Annotated in this window: 16 protein-coding genes and 2 riboswitches; of the genes, 11 read left to right on the forward strand and 5 right to left on the reverse strand. The window is 52.7% G+C overall.

The features are described from left to right. Positions 1-71 precede the first annotated feature (71 nt). Positions 72-281 (reverse strand): DUF2759 family protein, encoded by a 210-nt coding sequence (locus GC101_RS09800; RefSeq protein ID WP_039307102.1) that lies wholly within the window; start codon positions 279-281, stop codon positions 72-74. 425 nt (positions 282-706) lie between these two features. Between GC101_RS09800 and GC101_RS09805 the strand changes: the two genes are divergently transcribed. Further along, positions 707-946 (forward strand): DUF3977 family protein, encoded by a 240-nt coding sequence (locus GC101_RS09805; protein WP_171717090.1) that lies wholly within the window; start codon positions 707-709, stop codon positions 944-946. 69 nt (positions 947-1015) lie between these two features. Here the strand turns inward: GC101_RS09805 and uvrA are convergent, their stop codons facing one another. Both uvrA and uvrB read right to left on the reverse strand, forming a co-directional pair. Further along, positions 1016-3892, reverse strand: coding sequence for an excinuclease ABC subunit UvrA (uvrA, locus tag GC101_RS09810; RefSeq protein ID WP_171717091.1), 2877 nt, complete (start codon positions 3890-3892; stop codon positions 1016-1018). Between the two features lie 467 nt (positions 3893-4359). Beyond that, positions 4360-6351, reverse strand: coding sequence for an excinuclease ABC subunit UvrB (gene uvrB / locus GC101_RS09815; RefSeq protein ID WP_042140176.1), 1992 nt, complete (start codon positions 6349-6351; stop codon positions 4360-4362). 181 nt (positions 6352-6532) lie between these two features. Between uvrB and GC101_RS09820 the strand changes: the two genes are divergently transcribed. The 3 genes from GC101_RS09820 to GC101_RS09830 all read left to right on the forward strand — a co-directional run bounded on the left by GC101_RS09820 (position 6533) and on the right by GC101_RS09830 (position 8928). Then, entirely contained in the window at positions 6533-7321 is a 789-nt protein-coding gene (locus tag GC101_RS09820; RefSeq protein ID WP_171717092.1) for a flagellar motor protein, read from the forward strand. Next, positions 7318-8211: an OmpA/MotB family protein gene (locus GC101_RS09825; protein ID WP_171717093.1), complete on the forward strand. Its 894-nt coding sequence runs from the start codon at positions 7318-7320 to the stop codon at positions 8209-8211. Before GC101_RS09820 ends, GC101_RS09825 begins: the two co-directional genes overlap by 4 nt. A gap of 84 nt (positions 8212-8295) precedes the next feature. Then, positions 8296-8928 carry a hypothetical protein gene (locus GC101_RS09830; protein WP_171717094.1) on the forward strand — a complete coding sequence of 211 codons (633 nt, stop codon included), beginning with the start codon at positions 8296-8298 and terminating at the stop codon, positions 8926-8928. 133 nt (positions 8929-9061) lie between these two features. Here the strand turns inward: GC101_RS09830 and gcvH are convergent, their stop codons facing one another. Next, complete coding sequence (gcvH, locus tag GC101_RS09835) at positions 9062-9454, reverse strand: glycine cleavage system protein GcvH (protein WP_171717095.1); 393 nt, start codon at positions 9452-9454, stop codon at positions 9062-9064. A gap of 184 nt (positions 9455-9638) precedes the next feature. Further along, a riboswitch (glycine riboswitch) is annotated at positions 9639-9735 on the forward strand. Positions 9736-9738: 3 nt separating this feature from the next. Further along, positions 9739-9838, forward strand: a riboswitch (glycine riboswitch). An 86-nt stretch (positions 9839-9924) separates the two neighbouring features. Between gcvH and gcvT the strand changes: the two genes are divergently transcribed. The 3 genes from gcvT to gcvPB are packed head-to-tail and all read left to right on the forward strand — an operon-like array spanning position 9925 to position 13855. Beyond that, complete coding sequence (gene gcvT / locus GC101_RS09840; protein ID WP_171717096.1) at positions 9925-11046, forward strand: glycine cleavage system aminomethyltransferase GcvT; 1122 nt, start codon at positions 9925-9927, stop codon at positions 11044-11046. Further along, on the forward strand, positions 11046-12398 hold the full coding sequence (gcvPA, locus tag GC101_RS09845) for an aminomethyl-transferring glycine dehydrogenase subunit GcvPA (RefSeq protein WP_171717097.1): 1353 nt from the start codon (positions 11046-11048) through the stop codon (positions 12396-12398). The genes gcvT and gcvPA overlap by 1 nt, the downstream gene beginning before the upstream one ends. Next, positions 12395-13855: an aminomethyl-transferring glycine dehydrogenase subunit GcvPB gene (gene gcvPB / locus GC101_RS09850; protein ID WP_171717098.1), complete on the forward strand. Its 1461-nt coding sequence runs from the start codon at positions 12395-12397 to the stop codon at positions 13853-13855. The genes gcvPA and gcvPB overlap by 4 nt, the downstream gene beginning before the upstream one ends. 117 nt (positions 13856-13972) lie before the next feature. Here the strand turns inward: gcvPB and GC101_RS36720 are convergent, their stop codons facing one another. Next, positions 13973-14779, reverse strand: coding sequence for a LuxR C-terminal-related transcriptional regulator (locus GC101_RS36720; RefSeq protein ID WP_171717099.1), 807 nt, complete (start codon positions 14777-14779; stop codon positions 13973-13975). Positions 14780-14994: 215 nt separating this feature from the next. Here GC101_RS36720 and GC101_RS09860 point away from each other — a divergent pair, with 215 nt between their 5' ends. The 4 genes from GC101_RS09860 to GC101_RS09875 all read left to right on the forward strand — a co-directional run bounded on the left by GC101_RS09860 (position 14995) and on the right by GC101_RS09875 (position 18205). Next, the gene (locus GC101_RS09860) at positions 14995-15345 is read left to right on the forward strand and encodes a hypothetical protein (protein ID WP_171717100.1); all 351 of its coding nucleotides are present in this window, start codon (positions 14995-14997) and stop codon (positions 15343-15345) included. Positions 15346-15546: 201 nt separating this feature from the next. Further along, a complete protein-coding gene (locus GC101_RS09865) occupies positions 15547-16563 on the forward strand; it encodes an ABC transporter ATP-binding protein (protein WP_042140186.1) in 1017 nt (338 codons plus the stop codon). A gap of 15 nt (positions 16564-16578) precedes the next feature. Next, on the forward strand, positions 16579-17388 hold the full coding sequence (locus GC101_RS09870; RefSeq protein WP_246354261.1) for an ABC transporter permease: 810 nt from the start codon (positions 16579-16581) through the stop codon (positions 17386-17388). A gap of 19 nt (positions 17389-17407) precedes the next feature. Beyond that, complete coding sequence (locus GC101_RS09875) at positions 17408-18205, forward strand: ABC transporter permease (RefSeq protein ID WP_171717101.1); 798 nt, start codon at positions 17408-17410, stop codon at positions 18203-18205. Positions 18206-18809 lie beyond the last annotated feature (604 nt).

Genomic DNA, 18809 nt, shown 5'->3' on the forward strand with positions numbered 1-18809 from the left:
TTTAGGCTCGCCGGGTGGCGGATAAAGGTGTCTTTGAAAGACCTTGCTTCTGAAGTTAGTTGTGCCTGAACTTAGCTGAACCAATTCATAATCATTGCATAGTCAGAGACTGCAAAAACCAGCAGGCTCACCACTCCGAAGCCGATTGCAAATTTGTTCTTCTGCGGAGCTTTCAATAGCCGGACCACACCAATAAGAATCAGGATCGTGAATAGAATCATAAATACATCGAAGGTATGAAATGTAGACGGTTCTTGCGCGGCAGCTTCTGCAAGCAGCATGGCAATCCCTCCCTGAAAGTGTTGTCAAGCAAGTTCATCTAATCCATATCACCTTCTATGTTATCGCTACCATTTCAGTGACGCAATAGAAATTGTCTAAAAATTATGTATTTGTCATAAAAAATATTTCCGAAGCCGGAAATCAGCTGAAATACAGAGATATTTATCATTGACCATTCGTTGTAATATGTATTTTTCAAGGAGCTGATTTCTATTGCAGCTGCAAACAGCCTCTGCTAATCATTCAACGCAAAACCCTCTCTTTGAATCTTACTGCGGACATGCTGTAGTTATGACTGTTCTGATTCTCTCCCGCCAGCTTAATTTTTGTCTGCACACATGAAATCGCATGCCACAACCCTCACTGTAAAACTCCAGACGACGATGTTATGATCAGTCATGCAGAACTGGAGGTGCCCGCCGGCTTGAAATACATCGAATTCGGAATAGGAAATAGATGGCTGGTACGAACTGAGACCGAGAAGCCTGATGGTACAGAGATCGAAGCACGGGGAATTATCGGGCCTGTTAAATGCCGTTCCCTGTATATAAGAGTCTGGATCAGAAGAACGGTATGGATTCTGGATTCACAGGATGGCTTCAAGAAAGCCACCAAAGCGCGCAATCAATTCAAAGTGATCTTCGGCATCCGGAGTGAGTTGTAATTAAAAAAAACAGCCCATGTCCCACCTCGCAGTGGACCATGGGCTATTTAAGTTTGCAGCTTCCTCCGGTTACACCGTATCAGAGGTCTGAAGTTCAAGCGCCTGAGTACGTTCGGTGTCGCGTATGAGGACTGGCTTCAGATACCGGCCTGTGTAGGATTCCTCGACAGTAATCAGCTTCTCCGGAGTTCCGGTTGCAAGCACAGTTCCTCCGCCGCTGCCGCCTTCCGGACCCATATCAATTATATAGTCAGCAGTCTTGATTACATCGAGGTTATGCTCAATGACCAGGACCGATTCACCGGAATCCACCAGACGGTGCAGCACCTCAAGCAGACGGCCAATGTCGTCTACATGCAGGCCGGTCGTCGGCTCATCCAGAATGTACAGCGTCTTGCCGGTACTGCGGCGGTACAGCTCGGAAGCCAGCTTCACGCGCTGCGCTTCACCACCGGACAAGGTTGTCCCCGGCTGGCCGATGTTGATATAGCCCAGACCCACATCAAGCAGCGTCTGCATTTTGCGGTGGATACGCGGGATATTCTTGAAGAATTCCGTTGCATCCTCGACGGTCATCTCCAATACATCGGAGATACTCTTGCCTTTATATTTCACTTCCAGCGTTTCGCGGTTATACCGTTTGCCCTTGCAGACTTCACAAGGCACATACACATCGGGCAGGAAGTGCATCTCAATCTTGATAATCCCGTCTCCCCGGCAAGCCTCACAGCGGCCGCCCTTCACATTGAAGCTGAAGCGCCCCTTCTGGAAGCCGCGTACCTTAGCCTCATTGGTCTTGGAGAACAGGTCGCGGATATCATCGAACACACCTGTATAAGTGGCCGGATTGGAGCGTGGTGTACGCCCGATCGGTGACTGGTCAATCTCAATTACTTTATCCAGATTCTCAAGACCGCGGATTTCTTTATGCACACCGGGACGGACCTTGACGGCCTTGTTGAGCTGGCGTGCCAGGCTCTTATAGAGAATTTCGTTAATAAGCGAAGATTTGCCGGAACCGGATACTCCGGTGACTGCTGTAAAGACACCAAGCGGAATCTTCACATTTACATTCTTCAGATTATTCTCTTTAGCCCCGCGAATCTCTATCCAGCGCTCATTATCGGTAGGACGGCGTGTGGAGGTGACGGGAATGAATTTGCGTCCGCTTAAGTATTCACCTGTCAGGGAGTTCGGATCGTCCATAATCTCCTGAGGCGTACCTTGAGCAATTACCTGTCCGCCATGTATTCCAGCACCGGGACCAATATCGATAATATAGTCGGCAGCCATCATGGTATCCTCATCATGCTCAACGACGATCAGAGTATTGCCCAAGTCGCGCATATGAGCCAGCGTGGCAATCAGCCGGTCATTATCCCGCTGATGAAGCCCGATGCTCGGCTCATCCAGAATATACAGTACACCCATCAGACTGGAGCCAATCTGTGTCGCCAGCCTGATCCGCTGCGCTTCACCACCGGATAACGAGCCCGCTGCGCGGCTAAGCGTCAGATAGTTCAGCCCTACATTTACGAGGAATCCTAAGCGGCTGCTGATTTCCTTAAGAATCAGGTTAGCGATGGCCGTTTCTTTCTCACTAAGCTTGAGATTCTCGAAGAAGTCCAGACAATCTCCTATCGAAAGATCCGTAACATCGGCAACATTCTGCTGATTAATCGTCACGGCCAGAATCTCTTTCTTCAGTCTTTTGCCTTTGCAGACATGGCATGGCTTGGCGCTCATGAAGCCTTCGATAAACTCACGGATGCCTTCAGAAGCAGTATCGCGGTAACGGCGCTCCAGATTCGGGATGATCCCTTCAAAAGCAACAAGTGCATCCTTGCGCTGGCCAAAGTCGTTCTCATAACGGAAGCGGATCTTCTCGCTGCCCGTTCCGTGCAGCAGCTTGGTCATATGCTCCGGCGACAGGCTGCTGACAGGAACATTCTGTGGAATTTTGAAATGCTCACATACCGACTTCAGAAACTGCGGATAGTAGTTCGACGTACTGCCTGTCCAGGCCAAGAATGCACCTTCTTCGATGGACTTCTCCGCATCCGGGATCAGCAGATCCGGATCGACTACCATCTTCACACCAAGCCCGTCACATTCCGTGCAGGCACCAAACGGGCTGTTGAACGAGAACATACGCGGAGCAAGCTCTTCTATACTGAACCCGCAGATTGGGCAGGCAAAGCTTGCGCTGAATAAAAGCTCTTCCTGGCCCATCACATCGACCAGAATCTGACCGCCTGACAGCTTCAGTGCAGTCTCCAATGAATCAGTAAGACGTGTCTCTATATCATCCTTAACAACAATCCGGTCAACAACGACTTCAATTGTATGCTTCTTATTCTTCTCCAGTACAATATCTTCCGTAACTTCGCGAAGCTCACCGTCAACACGCACACGAACGAAACCTTGCTTGGAGATATCCGTGAACAAGCCTTTATGTTCACCCTTACGGCCTGAAATCACAGGTGCCAGAATCTGCAGGCGGGTCTTCTCCGGGTATTGCATAATCCGGTCAACCATCTGTTCCACAGTCTGTGATGTAATCTCTATGCCATGATCCGGACAATGGGGATGTCCAACCCGGGCAAACAGCAGCCGCAGATAGTCATAAATCTCTGTAACCGTACCTACGGTTGAACGCGGGTTACGGCTTGTAGTTTTCTGGTCAATTGATATCGCCGGGGATAGCCCGTCAATGGAATCCACATCCGGCTTCTCCATCTGACCCAGGAACTGGCGGGCATAGGCAGACAGCGATTCAACGTAACGGCGCTGGCCCTCGGCATAAATCGTGTCAAATGCCAAAGATGATTTACCCGAGCCGCTCAGTCCCGTCAGCACGACGAAGCGGTCACGCGGAATCGTTACGTCGATGTTCTTGAGATTATGGGCCCTTGCGCCCTTGATTATTATACTTTCGTTCGCCAACGGTACCTCTCCTTTATAAAAAACTATTTCAAAAGCTAGTTTTTTTCTATTTAAAAACTTAATTCAAAAGTTCTAATTCAAAAGCTATTTAAAATATTTTCGATCCCTCCCAAACCCTCCCTTCCAAGGGAGGGCCCCAAGGGTTGCACCCTCTGGACACCCGCAAGCTCGGCGGAAAGAGTTAGGACTGGGATGGAATTGGCTACTGGGGCAATGGGAGCGCTAGTCCCTACGGGACCGCTATACTGTAGAGCAGGACACAGTTAGAGCAAGATACGGCTCGCTACTGCTTGCCGATAACGCTGTCCCTACGGGATGCGCGAACTGCGGCTGTTCCTACGGAATGCGCTAAGGGCGTAACTGCAGCTGTCCCTACGGGATGCGCTAAGTGCAAATGTATCTTCAAAAAGAACGGCCAGTGAAGCGCCGTTCCGTGATCATTAAGTGTAAGTGCTGGCGGGGCCAGCTTACTCGGCCCGCAGTTCGAGTAAAGCATCGCGCAGCTCGGCGGCGCGTTCGAATTGCAGGTTCTTGGCCGCGTCCTTCATCTCGGCCTCCAGACGCTGCATCAGGCTCTGCTTCTCTTTCTTGTTCAGCTTGCCGCCGGCACCGGTGAGATAATCGGCCTTCGACTCGGCCACCTTGGTGGCCTCGATGATGTCACGCACTTTCTTGTTGATTGTCGTAGGTGTGATGCCGTGCTTCTCATTATGGGCAATCTGAATTTCACGGCGGCGCTGGGTTTCGCTCATCGCCTTCTCCATGGAATCCGTAATACGGTCGCCGTACAGAATGACACGTCCATCAGAGTTACGGGCCGCGCGGCCGATGGTCTGAATGAGTGAACGCTCGGAGCGGAGGAAGCCTTCCTTGTCAGCATCTAGGATGGCGACAAGGGAGACCTCCGGCAGGTCAAGACCTTCTCTTAATAAGTTAATACCCACCAGTACATGGAACGTACCGAGCCGGAGATCACGCAGGATAGCCATCCGCTCCAACGTCTTGATATCGGAGTGCATATAACGTACCTTAATCCCGATTTCCTTGAAATAATCGGTCAGATCCTCGGACATCTTCTTCGTAAGTGTTGTAACGAGTACACGCTCATCACGCTCTACACGGTCACGGATTTCACTGATCAGATCATCAATCTGCCCCTCTGTAGGGCGTACTTCGATGATCGGGTCCAGCAGGCCGGTAGGACGGATAATCTGCTGCACCATAGTATCGCAGTGCTCCATTTCGTATGGTCCCGGTGTAGCAGACACATATACAATCTGGTTCACTTTCTCTTCGAATTCCTCGAACTGCAGCGGACGGTTATCCAGCGCAGACGGGAGGCGGAAGCCATGCTCTACCAGCACGGTCTTACGCGCACGGTCACCATTATACATAGCCCGGATCTGCGGCAGCGTTGCATGGGACTCATCAATAACAATCAGCATATCATCCGGGAAGTAATCCATTAAGGTATATGGAGTCGCTCCCGGCTCACGGAAGGTAAGCGGGCCGGAATAGTTCTCGATACCGGAGCAGAAGCCCACTTCCTTCATCATCTCAATATCGTACCGCGTCCGCTGCTCCAGGCGCTGGGCTTCCAGCAGCTTGCCCGCATCACGAAGCACGGCCAGCCGTTCCTCAAGCTCCCGCTCAATGTTGATAATAGCTACACGCATCGTTTCTTCCTGGGTGACAAAGTGTGAAGCCGGGAAGATCGCTATATGATCGCGCTCACCAATCAGCTCTCCTGTGAGAACATCAATCTCCGTAATGCGCTCTATCTCATCTCCGAACAGCTCCACACGGATCGCATGCTCCCCCTGTGAAGCCGGGAAGATCTCGACCACATCGCCGCGTACCCGGAACGTCCCGCGTACGAAGTTAATGTCATTGCGCTGGTACTGGATCTCCACGAGCCTGCTCAGAATCTGATTGCGCGGCTTCTCCATCCCTACCCGCAGTGTCAACAGCATACTTCCGTATTCCTGCGGCGAACCGAGGCCGTAAATACAGGACACACTCGCAACAATAATAACGTCACGCCGTTCAAACAGCGAACTGGTGGCGGAGTGCCGGAGCTTGTCAATTTCTTCATTTATGCTGGAATCTTTCTCTATGAAGGTATCGGAGGAAGGAATGTACGCCTCAGGCTGGTAGTAATCGTAGTAACTGACGAAGTAGTCAACGGAATTGTTCGGGAAAAATTCTTTGAACTCACTCGCCAGCTGCGCCGCAAGCGTCTTGTTGTGCGCAATGACCAGCGTCGGGCGGTTCAGTTTGGAAATCACTTGTGCGATGGTAAAGGTCTTGCCTGTACCTGTCGCTCCCAGCAGCGTCTGGTGCTTCTTGCCCTGCCGGATGCCGTCCAATAATTCTTCTATGGCATGAGGCTGATCGCCCTGGGGTGTATACTCGGACTCCAGTTCAAATGTCTTTGTACTGACGACAATATCACTCATTTGCCCGTCTCCCCTCTATCGTCTAAAATATATGAATATATTATAATTGTAGCCCTAATAGTTGCCTATCCATACCGTACTGAAAAATATGGAAGATAGGAATACACGTTCCCGTTTATTATACAGCGTTGCCCAGATTGATGCAAACCATAATATATAGAAATTTAAGGAGCTTGAACTTATGGATATCACTTCAATTATCGGCCTGCTGGCAGGCATTGCCGCAATGATCGGCGGCTTTCTCTGGGAAGGTGGAAGCTTATCCGGCCTGCTGCAGCTGAACGCCGCGCTGATCGTATTCGGCGGCACCCTTGCCGCTGTACTCATCAGTTTTCCGGCCTCCAGATTACGCAGCGTCCCGGCGGCTCTGCGCCTGGCATTCGGCAGACATCCCGACACCACCCAGGAGAAGGCCGAAGAGCTGATCTCCATGGCTGCAATCACTCGGCGCGGGGGTGTGCTCGCACTGGAGAAGAGAGCGGAGGAGCATCCCGATACCTTTACCCGCGAAGGGCTGTTCCTTATTGTCGACGGCAACGATCCTGATCAGGTCCGGCAAATCCTCGAGCTGGAGATGGACGCCAAGGAACTGAAGTATGAAGGCTATGCCAAAATCTTCGAAGCCGCCGGCGGCTATGCTCCGACTATGGGCATTATCGGCACCGTAATGGGGTTGATACGGGTACTCAGCAATCTGACGGACCCTTCTAATCTGGGGGCCTCGATCGCTGTAGCTTTTACAGCAACGCTCTATGGCGTAGCCAGTGCTAATCTTATATTTTTACCCATCGCCTCCAAAATCAAATCCCGCAGCCAAAGCGAACTGGGCAGCATGGAGATGCTGCTTGTCGGTATCCTGTCCCTGCAGAATGGGGATCATCCGCATCTGGTCCGCAAAAAACTGACCGCCTTTATTCCCGATGTCTCACCTAGACGCAGCAGCAATAATAACCCGGGAGACCCGCTATGAGACAAAGAAACCGCCGCCAGGGACGTAGTAGAGGTAAGGAGAACCGAGACCGCTGGATGATTACTTATGCGGATCTGATTACGCTTCTGCTCATTTTTTTCATCATCCTGTACGCCATGAGCAGTCTGGATACGCAAAAATACGCGATCGTTACCGGTTCATTATCTGATACCTTTAAGAGCGGCAGTCCTGTGCTTGAAGGCGGAAATGGAGTGCTGGATGGTAATCAGGGGAACACGGGAGCCGCAGTCTCGAATGAACAGGAAGCAGGCGGAAGCACTGGTAGCGGTCTTTCTTCCGGGGGCAATGTGAAGGAGAATGGTTCGAACGGAACCGGGACGGGCACAGATACATCCGGGCAAAACGGGGAAACTGCAGAACACCAGCCTTCGGCGCGTGAGCTCGCTTTTCGTGAGCAGGAGGCCAAACTGGCCGCGCTTATGGGTGTAATCACCAAATACGTAGAAGATAACAACCTTGGGGAGCAGATCTTTGTAGCGGATAAACCGCAGGGCATTGCCATCACGCTTAGCGACCGGTTCCTGTTCGATGCCGGCAAAGCCGAGCTGAAGTCACCTGCCTTCCCGGCACTGCGCCAGCTCTCCGGCCTGTTCCGCGGAATCGGTGCCACGATCAGCATCGAAGGACATACCGACAATGTTCCGGTAACCGCCGCTTCAGATTACACGGATAACTGGGAGCTATCCGGCGCCCGCGCACTCTCTGTGCTGCGCTTCTTCCTGGATAACGAGGGGCTTAGCCCCGATACTTTTCAGTATGCCGGTTACGCGGATACCAGACCTGCTTACGATAACACTACCGCTGAAGGACGGCAAAAAAACCGCCGGGTCGAACTCATTGTCCTGCGGCAGCTTCAGGAGGAAGAATAACGCGTATCCGCAAGCGAATCAGCTCAGAGTTCTGCAGATGAGAAGGCACGGCAACCATTTGCTAGTATAAGGAGATTGAACGCTATGCAGACTACAAACGGAACGACACCGGACGCCACCCGTTTTCTCTATTTTCTGCGGCAGCTGATTTCGCTGATCATGATTGTTTTTGCCCAGGGAATAATCACCTTCTTCGCGGGTTTATTATCTGTATTTATGATGTTCTTCTCCTCCGATTACTTCTGGGGGGACCTGGCCCATGTGTATCCACCCGATAAACTGATGTATATAGGCATTGACTTCCTTATTGCCGGCGCAGTCTTTGCCCTGCCCTGGCTCGGGGTCTGGTGGATGCTGTACGGTTTGTCCGAGGATGGACGCATCCGCTGTTTCCCTCTTCTTTTACTCTTCGCCTATCTGACATTTGTGATCCTCTTTCTGCAGATCAATCCGGTCTATAACCCAGAAGCCATGATCCCTTCCTCCGCCGGGGAATCCACCTTTCTGGTCTGTATGGGCATGTCTGCCGTGGTGTTTTTCCCGTTTTATTCGGCCGGTGTGTATTACTTCGTGCTCAAACCCAATACCCGTCCCAGAAAAAGATACCGGTTCCTATTGCTGTGCCTTATCTTTGCCGTTGCGGGTCTGGCTCTGCTCCCCGCCCTTTGGCACTTGGCTCCCCGCATTTATCCGGGCCTGCTCAGCTTTCCGGAATGATACAGAAACGCAAAAAGACAGACCTCTCACATTAGTAACATCTAATGTAATAAGAGAAGCCTGTCATGTTCATCTGTTCGTAAATCCAGTTCAGTCATCTATTCAAAAAATCCCGGTACATAAACGGTTGAAACTATTCCCCAACCAATTCCTTGTAAGCAGCCGCATCCAGCAGGCCGGAAGCTGCCTCGGCGAACTCACCGTCAAGCTCCAGCTCAAAAATCCATCCGCCGCCGTATGGCTGATCATTGATCAGCTCCGGACTGGTTTCGAGTGCGTCGTTGATCTTGGTTACCTTGCCGGATACCGGCGAGTACAGCTCCGACACCGTCTTAACAGACTCGATGCTGCCTACGCTGTCGCCCGCGGAAATGGCTGCGCCGACTTCCGGAAACTCAACAAACACGATGTCGCCCAATAAATGCTGCGCATGATCCGTAATTCCCACACGTACTACGCGTCCTTCACCCTGCTGTGCCCATTCATGCTCTTCGCTGTATAGCAGGTTGTTAAGCACTTCACTCATTTCCAAGCCGCCTCTTTTCCACATTTGGAGTTCTAAATTTAGTTATAGCCTAAGTTATGACCTTGCCTAATGTCAATATAACTGACAAGAAAATTAAATTTGTCATCTTTTTGACGTTTTTTGATTGACATCGTGCTTGTAAACCCGGTTTAATGGAGTCAGTAGAAAAACATATGGTTTGCGAATGATGGCATAGGGAGAGACTGCCCCTCGAGGGGCAGCGCCGAAGGAGTAAGCCCGGGATGGGTGAATCTCTCAGGCAAAAGGACCTTTGCCGGACGCATCTCTGGAGAGCATCCACAGCCTGGACAACAGGAAACGGATCACCAACGGGGAAACCTGCGGGCAGGATAGCAGGGTAACTCTCAGGTACAAAGGACAGAGCGAACGTCTATTGATGCATGTTTGATGTGCATTGATGGACTTTCGCCTGTCCTTTTTTGCATGTAAACAGACTAAGGGGTGACACGATGGAGTCTTTGAGAAGAACGCCTTTTTATGATCTCTATGCCGCTTATGCGGAGTCCAGATGCATTGATTTCGGCGGCTGGGAGCTGCCGGTGCAGTTTACTGGCATCGTTAAGGAACATGAAGCGGTCCGCCAGCAGGCCGGACTGTTCGATGTATCGCATATGGGTGAATTCATGGTTGACGGCAGCGGCGCTGAAGCCTTCCTGCAGCAGATGACCACCAATGATGTCAGCCGCCTAGCAGATGGTGCAGCGCAGTATACCCTGATGCTCTATCCGAGCGGCGGCGTAGTAGATGATCTGCTCGTCTACCGCCTGGGCCATGAGCGCTACATGCTCGTCGTGAACGCCTCCAATATCGACAAGGACTTCCAGTGGCTGCAGGAGCATCTCACCGCTGAATTCAGCGGTGTCAGCCTGAAGAATGTCTCTGATGAGACGCTGCTGCTCGCTCTGCAGGGGCCGCTGGCTGAGACGATTCTGACCGAAGTTACCTCTGCCCCGCTCGCAGAGCTGAAGCCCTTCCACTTCATCGAACACGCCGAGGTCTGCGGCGTATCTGTACTGCTCTCCCGCACCGGCTATACCGGTGAGGACGGCTTTGAGCTGTACGCCCCGGTCCACACAGCGGCTGCACTCTGGAACGGTCTGCTGGCCGCAGGCGCGCCGCATGGCCTGACCCCTGCCGGACTCGGCGCACGCGACACGCTCCGCTTCGAAGCCAAGCTGCCGCTGTACGGCCAGGAGCTCTCGGCGGATATTACGCCGCTCGAAGCGGGTGTCCAGTTCTTCGTGAAGCTGGACAAAACCGGCTTCATCGGCCGTGATGCCCTGCTGAAGCAGAAGGAAGCCGGCCTCCCGCGCCGCCTTGTAGGCCTTGAAATGATCGACCGCGGGATTCCCCGCTCCCATTATCCCGTATATGCAGACGGTGTGAAGATCGGTGAAGTCACAACCGGCACACAATCACCGACGCTGAAACGTAATCTCGGACTTGCCTTGCTGGATGCTGCCTATACTGAGATCGGCACAGAGGTGTATGTGGAGATCCGCGGCAAACAGCTGAAGGCTGCCGTGATCAAAGCCCCGTTCTACAAAAAGAGCCAAGGAGTGAAGCCGTAATGAAGCACCGCTATCTGCCTATGACGGAGCAAGACCGCGCAGAGATGATGGAAACTGTAGGGATTCAGTCCATTGATGAGCTATTCGCTGACATCCCTCAATCTGTCCGCTACCAGGGAACGATGCCAATGTCCGGCCCGCTGGACGAATATGCGCTGCTGCGCCATATGAAGGGTCTGGCTGACAAAAATGCCGACTTTGATACCCATGCCAGCTTCCTCGGCGCTGGCCTCTATGACCACCACATTCCTGTTGTCATTAACCATATTATTTCCCGTTCAGAATTCTATACCGCCTACACCCCTTATCAGCCGGAAATCAGCCAGGGCGAGCTTCAGGCAATCTTCGAATTCCAGTCCTATATCTGTGAGCTGACCGGCATGAAGGTCGCCAATGCAAGTATGTACGATGGTGCAACGGCCTTCTCCGAAGCAGCCGTGCTTGCCGCAGGCGCCACCAAACGCAAAAAGCTGATTGTCTCCCGTACGGTACACCCGGAAGCACGCCAGGTACTTCGCACTTCCGCCAATGCCTGGGGCCTGCAAATCGTGGAGATCGATTATAAGGACGGGGTTACCGATCTTGCCAAGCTGGCTGAGGCCATTGATGCCGATACTGCCGCCGTTCTGGTCCAGTCGCCCAACTTCTTCGGCGGCATCGAGGATATGCGCCAGATTGAGCCGCTGATCCATGCGGTCAAAGGCCTCCTTGTAGTCAGCGCGAACCCCATTGCACTCGGCGTGCTGGAAACGCCCGGCAAGCTGGGCGCCGACATCGTAGTCGGCGATGCACAGCCGCTGGGTATCTCCGCATCGCTCGGAGGACCAACCTGCGGATTCTTCGCGGTTGCCGAACCGCTGATGCGCCGCATGCCGGGCCGGATCGTCGGCCAGACCGTTGACCGTAACGGCAAGCGCGGCTTCGTCTTGACCCTGCAGGCGCGTGAGCAGCATATCCGCCGCGAGAAAGCGACGTCGAATATCTGCTCCAACCAGGCGCTGCTGGCGTTATGTGCTTCTGTCTACTTGTCCGTCATGGGCAAGGAGGGCATGCGTGAGGTTGGCGAGCTTAATATCCGCAAGAGCCATTACGCCGCCGGACGGCTGGCTGAAATCACCGGTGCAGAGCGCGTCTTCACCGCCCCGTTCTTCAATGAATTTGTCCTGAAGCTCCCGGAGGGCAGCAGCGTCAGTGAAGTGAACTCCAGGCTGCTGAAGGCAGGTTATCTGGGCGGCTATGATCTGGGCCGCGAGTATCCCGAGCTGGCCGGACATATGCTGGTTGCCGTGACTGAGAAAAGAAGCAAAACCGAAATTGACGAATTCGCCACTGCACTGGAGGGCTGTATATGAAACCGGAACAAACCCTGATCTTTGAATTAAGCCGTCCCGGCCGCTCGGCGTACTCTTTGCCTCTATGCGATGTGCCGCAGGAAGAGAGCATCAGCTCACTGATTCCTGAGGGCCTGCTCCGCAGCGAGCCCGTAGTGCTGCCGGAGGTATCCGAAGTGGATGTTATCCGCCACTATACTGCCCTGTCCCGGCGTAATTTCGGGGTCGATAACGGCTTCTATCCGCTCGGCTCCTGCACGATGAAATATAACCCGAAGATCAATGAAGATGTCGCCCGCTTCCCCGGCCTTGCCAAGATCCATCCGTACCAGCCGGAAGAGAGCATCCAGGGTGCACTTGAGCTGATGTATACGCTGCAAAAGGATCTCGCCGGACTGACCGGCATGGATGCCGTCTCCCTGCAGCCTGCCGCCGGAGCCCATGGCGAATGGACCGGCCTGATGATGATCCGCGCCTACCATGAGAGCCGCGGCGAGGTCCGCTCCAAGGTCATCGTGCCGGATTCCTCGCACGGCACCAACCCGGCCAGCGCCGCAGCCGCCGGACTCGATACCGTCACCATCCCTTCCAATGATAAGGGAATGGTCGACCTCGAAGCACTGAAGGCTGCGGTCGGCAGCGACACCGCCGCGCTGATGCTCACGAACCCGAGTACTCTCGGACTGTTCGAGACGCAGATCGTAGAGATCGCCGCGATTGTCCATGAAGCCGGCGGTCTGCTCTATTATGACGGAGCGAACTCCAACGCCATCATGGGCATCACCCGCCCGGGCGATATGGGCTTCGATGTGGTCCATCTCAACCTGCACAAGACGATGAGTACTCCGCACGGCGGCGGCGGTCCGGGAGCCGGACCGGTCGGCGTGAAGGCGAAGCTGATTCCGTTCCTGCCCCAGCCGTCGGTTGTGCAGAACGAAGACGGCAGCTTCTCGCTTGACACCGGCGGGCCGCAATCTATTGGCCGCGTCAAAGCCTTTTATGGTAACTTCGGTATTCTGGTCCGCGCTTACGCCTATATCCGCACCTACGGCCCGGACGGACTGCGCGAGGTGTCCGAGAACGCTGTGCTGAATGCCAATTACATGATGCACCGTCTGGCACCTTATTTCGAAATTCCATTCCCGGGTGTCTGCAAGCATGAATTCGTCATGTCCGGCAGAAACCTCAAGCAGTACGGCGTACGTACCCTGGATGTTGCCAAACGGCTGCTGGACTTCGGCTACCACCCGCCAACCGTGTACTTCCCGCTGACCGTAGAGGAATGTATGATGATCGAGCCGACTGAAACCGAAAGCAAGGAAACACTCGACGGCTTCATTGAGACGATGATTCAGATCGTCAAGGAAGCGCAGGAGACACCTGAGGTCGTTATTAATGCACCGCATACCACGGAGATCAGCCGTCTGGATGAGACCCAGGCCGCGCGGAAGCCGGTACTGAACTGCTCCTGCGGCTAAATGCGACTGGCGGCAACGCGCAGGCTAAATGACTTCACCGCAAATAAATAGCCGGGCAAGCGATACGCTAGTATCACTGCCCGGCTATTCTTATGTATATATAGCGTTGCGCGCCTTCTATGGCGTAAGCCGTTTGACGAACTGGAAGCGGTCATTCACCCGCATTTTACTGTAAATACTCTTCAGCATATTCCGAACCGTCCCTTCACTGATGCCCAGATCACTCCCGATGTGCAGCGCGCTTTTCTCAAGTAACCATAGCCGTGCTACATCCTGCTCCCGCGCTGTCAGCTTATATTCCTGTAAAGTGGCTTCCAGGCGGTATTGCTGCATCTCCGGGTTCTTCTCCATCCACTTCTCCATAATATTCTCGGCAATCTGCTGCACGAACGGAATGGCGAATTCAATCGGTTCTCCTCTATTAAAAGAAATGTCCACATATCCGAAGACGGTATCCTCATTCTGCAGCGGAGCACACACACAGTTCCAGTTCTGGAAGGCCTGGTCGGAATGTTCCGCCCCCCGCACTACCCCGATGCAATTCATCTCCATGGCCAAGGATACGGCATTCATGCCCGAGCGCTGCCTGCATAAGCTAACCCCCGGACGCAGCTCCGCCTGTTCCATCTCATCCCGGGTAACCGGAGAAGAACAAACCAGCTCCAGAATGGTTCCCTCCCTGTCCGTCAGGAATACAACATAAGGAATAGAGAGCAGCTGGCTTAATTTATTCATTTCACTGCGGATGGAAGATATCATGGCTCTATGATAGATATGCTCTTTCGATTCTTCTGGAAAAGAAACCCCGGACTGCCCGCTATGTAATTCGATTTGCTCTGCGTCAAGCGGCCGGAAAGCTTCAAGCTGCTGTGCTTCCAAATCTCCGGGCACGCTCCATGCTCTCGATTGTTCAAAGATTCTCACGACGATCCTCCTCCATTTTTACCATTTCCTATATAACCGATTTTAAAAGAAAGTATTATAACATACAATCACGGAATAAAAAACATTCAGCATTGGACCTGTAAATGAACCTGCAAGCGCTGTAAAATAGAAAAATCTGCAGTCAAAAATCACCAGTGAAAACGGCTATGTTGGCCTTTAATAAGGACCCTACCGTTTCAGCAAGGAGGTTCTACATGCTTCGAATCAGCTATATTTCGGTAGCCCTGAATCTGGCAACCGCTATAGTATCATTCCTGCGCTTCGGCAGTAATTATGCACTGGTGATCATGATAAGCCATACACTATTGCTCTTCTTGGGTTACCGGCTGCTCCGCTCCAAAAGCCATCTGGCCCTAATCCCGCTGCTCACGGTCAGCTGCTCCTTCCTGATGTACAACGTGGTCTATGTTCTATTGAAGCAGATCAACCTTGTAGACCTGTACGCTGTAGACTGGAGACTGGAAGTTCAGCTGTTGCTGCCACTATTAATAGGGTTACTCCTCAAAGCCATTCTCGAACGAAGCGGCAAATCCCGGTTAGTCTAGTTAACCAGGGTAGCCGCTTTTTTGCAGCATCATTCGCCATAATAATCTAAATAAATATATTCATTCGATGGATTGTGATAGTTTTCGACATTGCCGCAGTGATATATTTATTCATACGTCTTTTACATAGATTGGATTCATAAATTTATATGCTGCGAACAAGCGAACGCGCTTTCAAAGTAATTTCCAGGAGGGTTAGCCTTGAGTATTATTGAAGCCAGAGGGCTGAGCAAGTCATTTATGCAGGCAGTGAAGGAGCCGGGCCTGGGGGGAGCGGTTAAGCACCTCTTCCTGCCCCGGCATATCGAGAAGGTGGCGGTTAAGCCGCTGGATTTGAGTGTAGAAGCAGGCGAGACGGTGGCTTACGTGGGCCCGAACGGTGCAGGCAAATCGACCACCATCAAGATGCTGACCGGAATCCTCATGCCCTCAGCCGGCACTGTTTCTGTAAACGGTATCAATCCGTACAAAAAAAGAATGGATAATGCCGCCCAGATTGGCGCCGTGTTCGGCCAGCGTACCCAGCTGTGGTGGGATATCCCGATTGTGGAGTCTTTCTCGCTGCTGAAGGATATTTATCAGATTCCTGGCGCCGTCTACAAAACGAATATGGAGCTGTTCACTGAAATGCTGGGAATGAGCGAGTTCATCCATCTCTCTGCCCGGAAGCTCTCCCTGGGTCAGCGGATGCGCGCCGATCTGGCCGCAGCCCTGCTGCATAACCCGCCGATTCTGTATCTGGATGAGCCGACGATTGGCCTTGACGTATCCGTGAAGCAGAAAATCCGCGAGTTCATCAAACAGATCAACCAGGAGCAGAACACTACGGTGATGCTGACCACCCATGATCTGGGGGATATTGAGGATCTGTGCAAACGGCTGATTATCATCGACCATGGGGCGATTATTTATGACGGCAGCCTGAGCGAGGTGAAGGCCCGTTTTGCCAAAAACCGTGTCATCTTCTTTCAGGTCGGATCACCGATGCCGGAGTTATATGCGCAGCTCGCGCAGACACCGGGAATGAAGCTTGCGCAGCAGAGCGCGCAGGAATTCTCGGTCTCTTTTGACCGGTACGAATATACCGCCAGTGAAGTGGTGGGCCGGGTGATGAGATATGGCGAAGTGGTCGACTTCCGAATGGAAGATACTAATATTGAGCAGGTCATCAAGGCCGTCTATGACGGCAAGCTGGATCTGACCGGAACCGGGGAATAAGGAGGCTTACACACGATGATGACTGCTGCCCAGTTTAAAATGTACAGAAGTATCGCGAACCGCTCCCTGCAACGGGTTTTGGCCTACCGGATTTCTTACATCATTACCTTTCTGGCGAACTCTATCAATCTGCTGGCCATTTACTTCCTGTGGCAGGGCATTTACAGCGGGCGGGAGGTGGTAGGCGGCTATACCTGGGACCAGATGAAAACCTATCTGCTGGTTACCTTCCTGGCCAACTCCGTGTTGTCCTGGTATTCGGAATCGGCTATTTCCGGCAAAATCCTTGACGGCAGCGTCGCCGTAGACCTGCTGAAGCCGGTCGATTTCCAGACCGCAAGATTCGCGGAAACCTTGGGCTCGAGCCTGCTTGAAGGCGGCATGAGTACGGTGCTGCTGATCCTGTTCGCTACCTTCCTGACCGGAGTCACCTTTCCGGGTTCGCTCTCTGTCTATGTCTTGTTCGCAGTCAGTCTGCTCGGTGCAATCGTGGTGAAATTCGGCGTTGTCTATCTGGCAGCACTTTTATGCTTCTGGTCCACCGGATCGATGGGCATCGTCTGGACACGGATTGCTCTGACCAATCTCCTGTCCGGAGCTTTGGTACCTCTGGCCTTCTTCCCGGACTGGCTGGAAAAGCTGGCGCTCCTGCTGCCCTTCCAGGCCATCATCCACACGCCGTCGATGATTTTTCTGCAGCAGGCAGATACCGGGGAGAGTCTGCGGCTGATCGGTATTCAACTTTTCTGGGGGGCAGCACTCTGGATTGCCGGCAAGGCAATGTGGAACTGGGCGGTACGCCAGGTGACCATCCATGGAGGCTAAGGCAGGAGGAGGCCGCAGAATGAAAATGTCCCAAATGCTCTACCTCTATAAACGGCTGTATGTGCAGCAGCTTAAAGCGATTTTGGAATATAATAAGGACTTCTATATTTTGATGTGCTCGGCCGCCTTGACGCAGATTCTGGGGTTTGTCTTCCTCTGGGTGATCTATGACCGGATTCCGGATATTAACGGCTGGAAGTTCTGGGAAGTTACGTTTATGTACGCCATGATCTTTCTGACGGAGGGCATCGGCTCTTTGTTCTTCGAAGGCACCTGGCGCCTCGGGCGGCTGGTCAACATGGGCGAGCTGGACCGTTATTTGCTGCGGCCGGTGCCCGTTGTCCTTCAGGTGTTCTGCACCGGGATCGGCATCAACGGACTCGGCAATCTGCTGATCGGCGGAGTGATTGTCTGGCAGTCGCTCGTTCATAGCCCGGTTCACTGGACGCTGGGCAAAGCCGCCATCCTGATCCTGCTGTTTCTGACTGCGGTCATCATCCGGGTATCGATCAACCTCGCGGGGAACTCCGCCGCCTTCTGGATCCGCAATGCGGGCAATGCCTTTCCGCTGATGGTGCATAACCTGTCCGATCTCGCCAAATATCCGATTACCCTGTTTCCGCAGGCGATCCGCATCTTTATTTCTACTGTGCTGCCCTATGCGTTCATCAGCTTTTATCCGGCAACCTATATTTTCGGCAAAAGCGGATGGTCCGGCTGGTGGCTGCTCGCCCCTGTTGCGGCAATAGGAAGTGCGGCTGCGGCTTATGGTATCTTCCGGTATGGATTGTCTAAGTATGAGAGTACGGGGAATTGAACTATGAAATAACAGCAACAACATTGAATAAATTAGAGTAGGATATACGTGAGCACTTGGGTGGACGCTCCGCAAACGGAACGTTGTTCCAATCGCTGTTGTGTCCAGATTTTATTATTTTACCTTATCGGTGAAAATCCGGACACAAAGGCGACCGCTAACGCTTTTCCACAATCGTTCCGTCCGCTCCGCTGTTTAAGCGGGAATCGGTTTAACACCTTTAAACACATAAATGCCTGGACACCTGAACACTGCAAAAAGGAGACCTCCCTATAAAACTGGAAGTGCTGGATCCAGTTCATTAAGGAGGTTTATTAGTGCATACGGATATTTCCACTTTGCCTACTGTGCAATAAATTGCCGCTTGCCCAGATCTAACTCGTATACATGTGGCTCCAGTTCGGGTTCGCCACCAGCGCCGATCGGCGGTTACACACATCCGCTTCCTTGAAGCTGATCTTATCGAATCGAACTCCAGAACATGGTGAGATGGCCGCACGAATAAGAATGCAGGCAGCTCTACTAGTAACTGATCCTGATGGTCTCCCTGTAGATGATGGTGTCGTAGCAGACAATCCGCAACTCAAGCACGATGTCCGGCTGC

Origin of the sequence: Paenibacillus phytohabitans (genome assembly GCF_013141775.1) — a bacterium.
GTDB lineage: Bacteria > Bacillota > Bacilli > Paenibacillales > Paenibacillaceae > Paenibacillus_AQ > Paenibacillus_AQ phytohabitans.

What these genes read in the sequence shown, in the direction of transcription:
- GC101_RS09800 (WP_039307102.1), bottom strand. Translation starts at nt 281, where the DNA reads ATGCTGCTTGCAGAAGCTGCCGCGCAAGAACCGTCTACATTTCATACC.
- uvrB (WP_042140176.1), bottom strand. Translation starts at nt 6,351, where the DNA reads ATGAGTGATATTGTCGTCAGTACAAAGACATTTGAACTGGAGTCCGAG.
- GC101_RS09820 (WP_171717092.1), top strand. Translation starts at nt 6,533, where the DNA reads ATGGATATCACTTCAATTATCGGCCTGCTGGCAGGCATTGCCGCAATG.
- GC101_RS09825 (WP_171717093.1), top strand. Translation starts at nt 7,318, where the DNA reads ATGAGACAAAGAAACCGCCGCCAGGGACGTAGTAGAGGTAAGGAGAAC.
- GC101_RS09830 (WP_171717094.1), top strand. Translation starts at nt 8,296, where the DNA reads ATGCAGACTACAAACGGAACGACACCGGACGCCACCCGTTTTCTCTAT.
- gcvH (WP_171717095.1), bottom strand. Translation starts at nt 9,454, where the DNA reads ATGAGTGAAGTGCTTAACAACCTGCTATACAGCGAAGAGCATGAATGG.
- gcvT (WP_171717096.1), top strand. Translation starts at nt 9,925, where the DNA reads ATGGAGTCTTTGAGAAGAACGCCTTTTTATGATCTCTATGCCGCTTAT.
- gcvPA (WP_171717097.1), top strand. Translation starts at nt 11,046, where the DNA reads ATGAAGCACCGCTATCTGCCTATGACGGAGCAAGACCGCGCAGAGATG.
- gcvPB (WP_171717098.1), top strand. Translation starts at nt 12,395, where the DNA reads ATGAAACCGGAACAAACCCTGATCTTTGAATTAAGCCGTCCCGGCCGC.
- GC101_RS09860 (WP_171717100.1), top strand. Translation starts at nt 14,995, where the DNA reads ATGCTTCGAATCAGCTATATTTCGGTAGCCCTGAATCTGGCAACCGCT.
- GC101_RS09870 (WP_246354261.1), top strand. Translation starts at nt 16,579, where the DNA reads ATGATGACTGCTGCCCAGTTTAAAATGTACAGAAGTATCGCGAACCGC.
- GC101_RS09875 (WP_171717101.1), top strand. Translation starts at nt 17,408, where the DNA reads ATGAAAATGTCCCAAATGCTCTACCTCTATAAACGGCTGTATGTGCAG.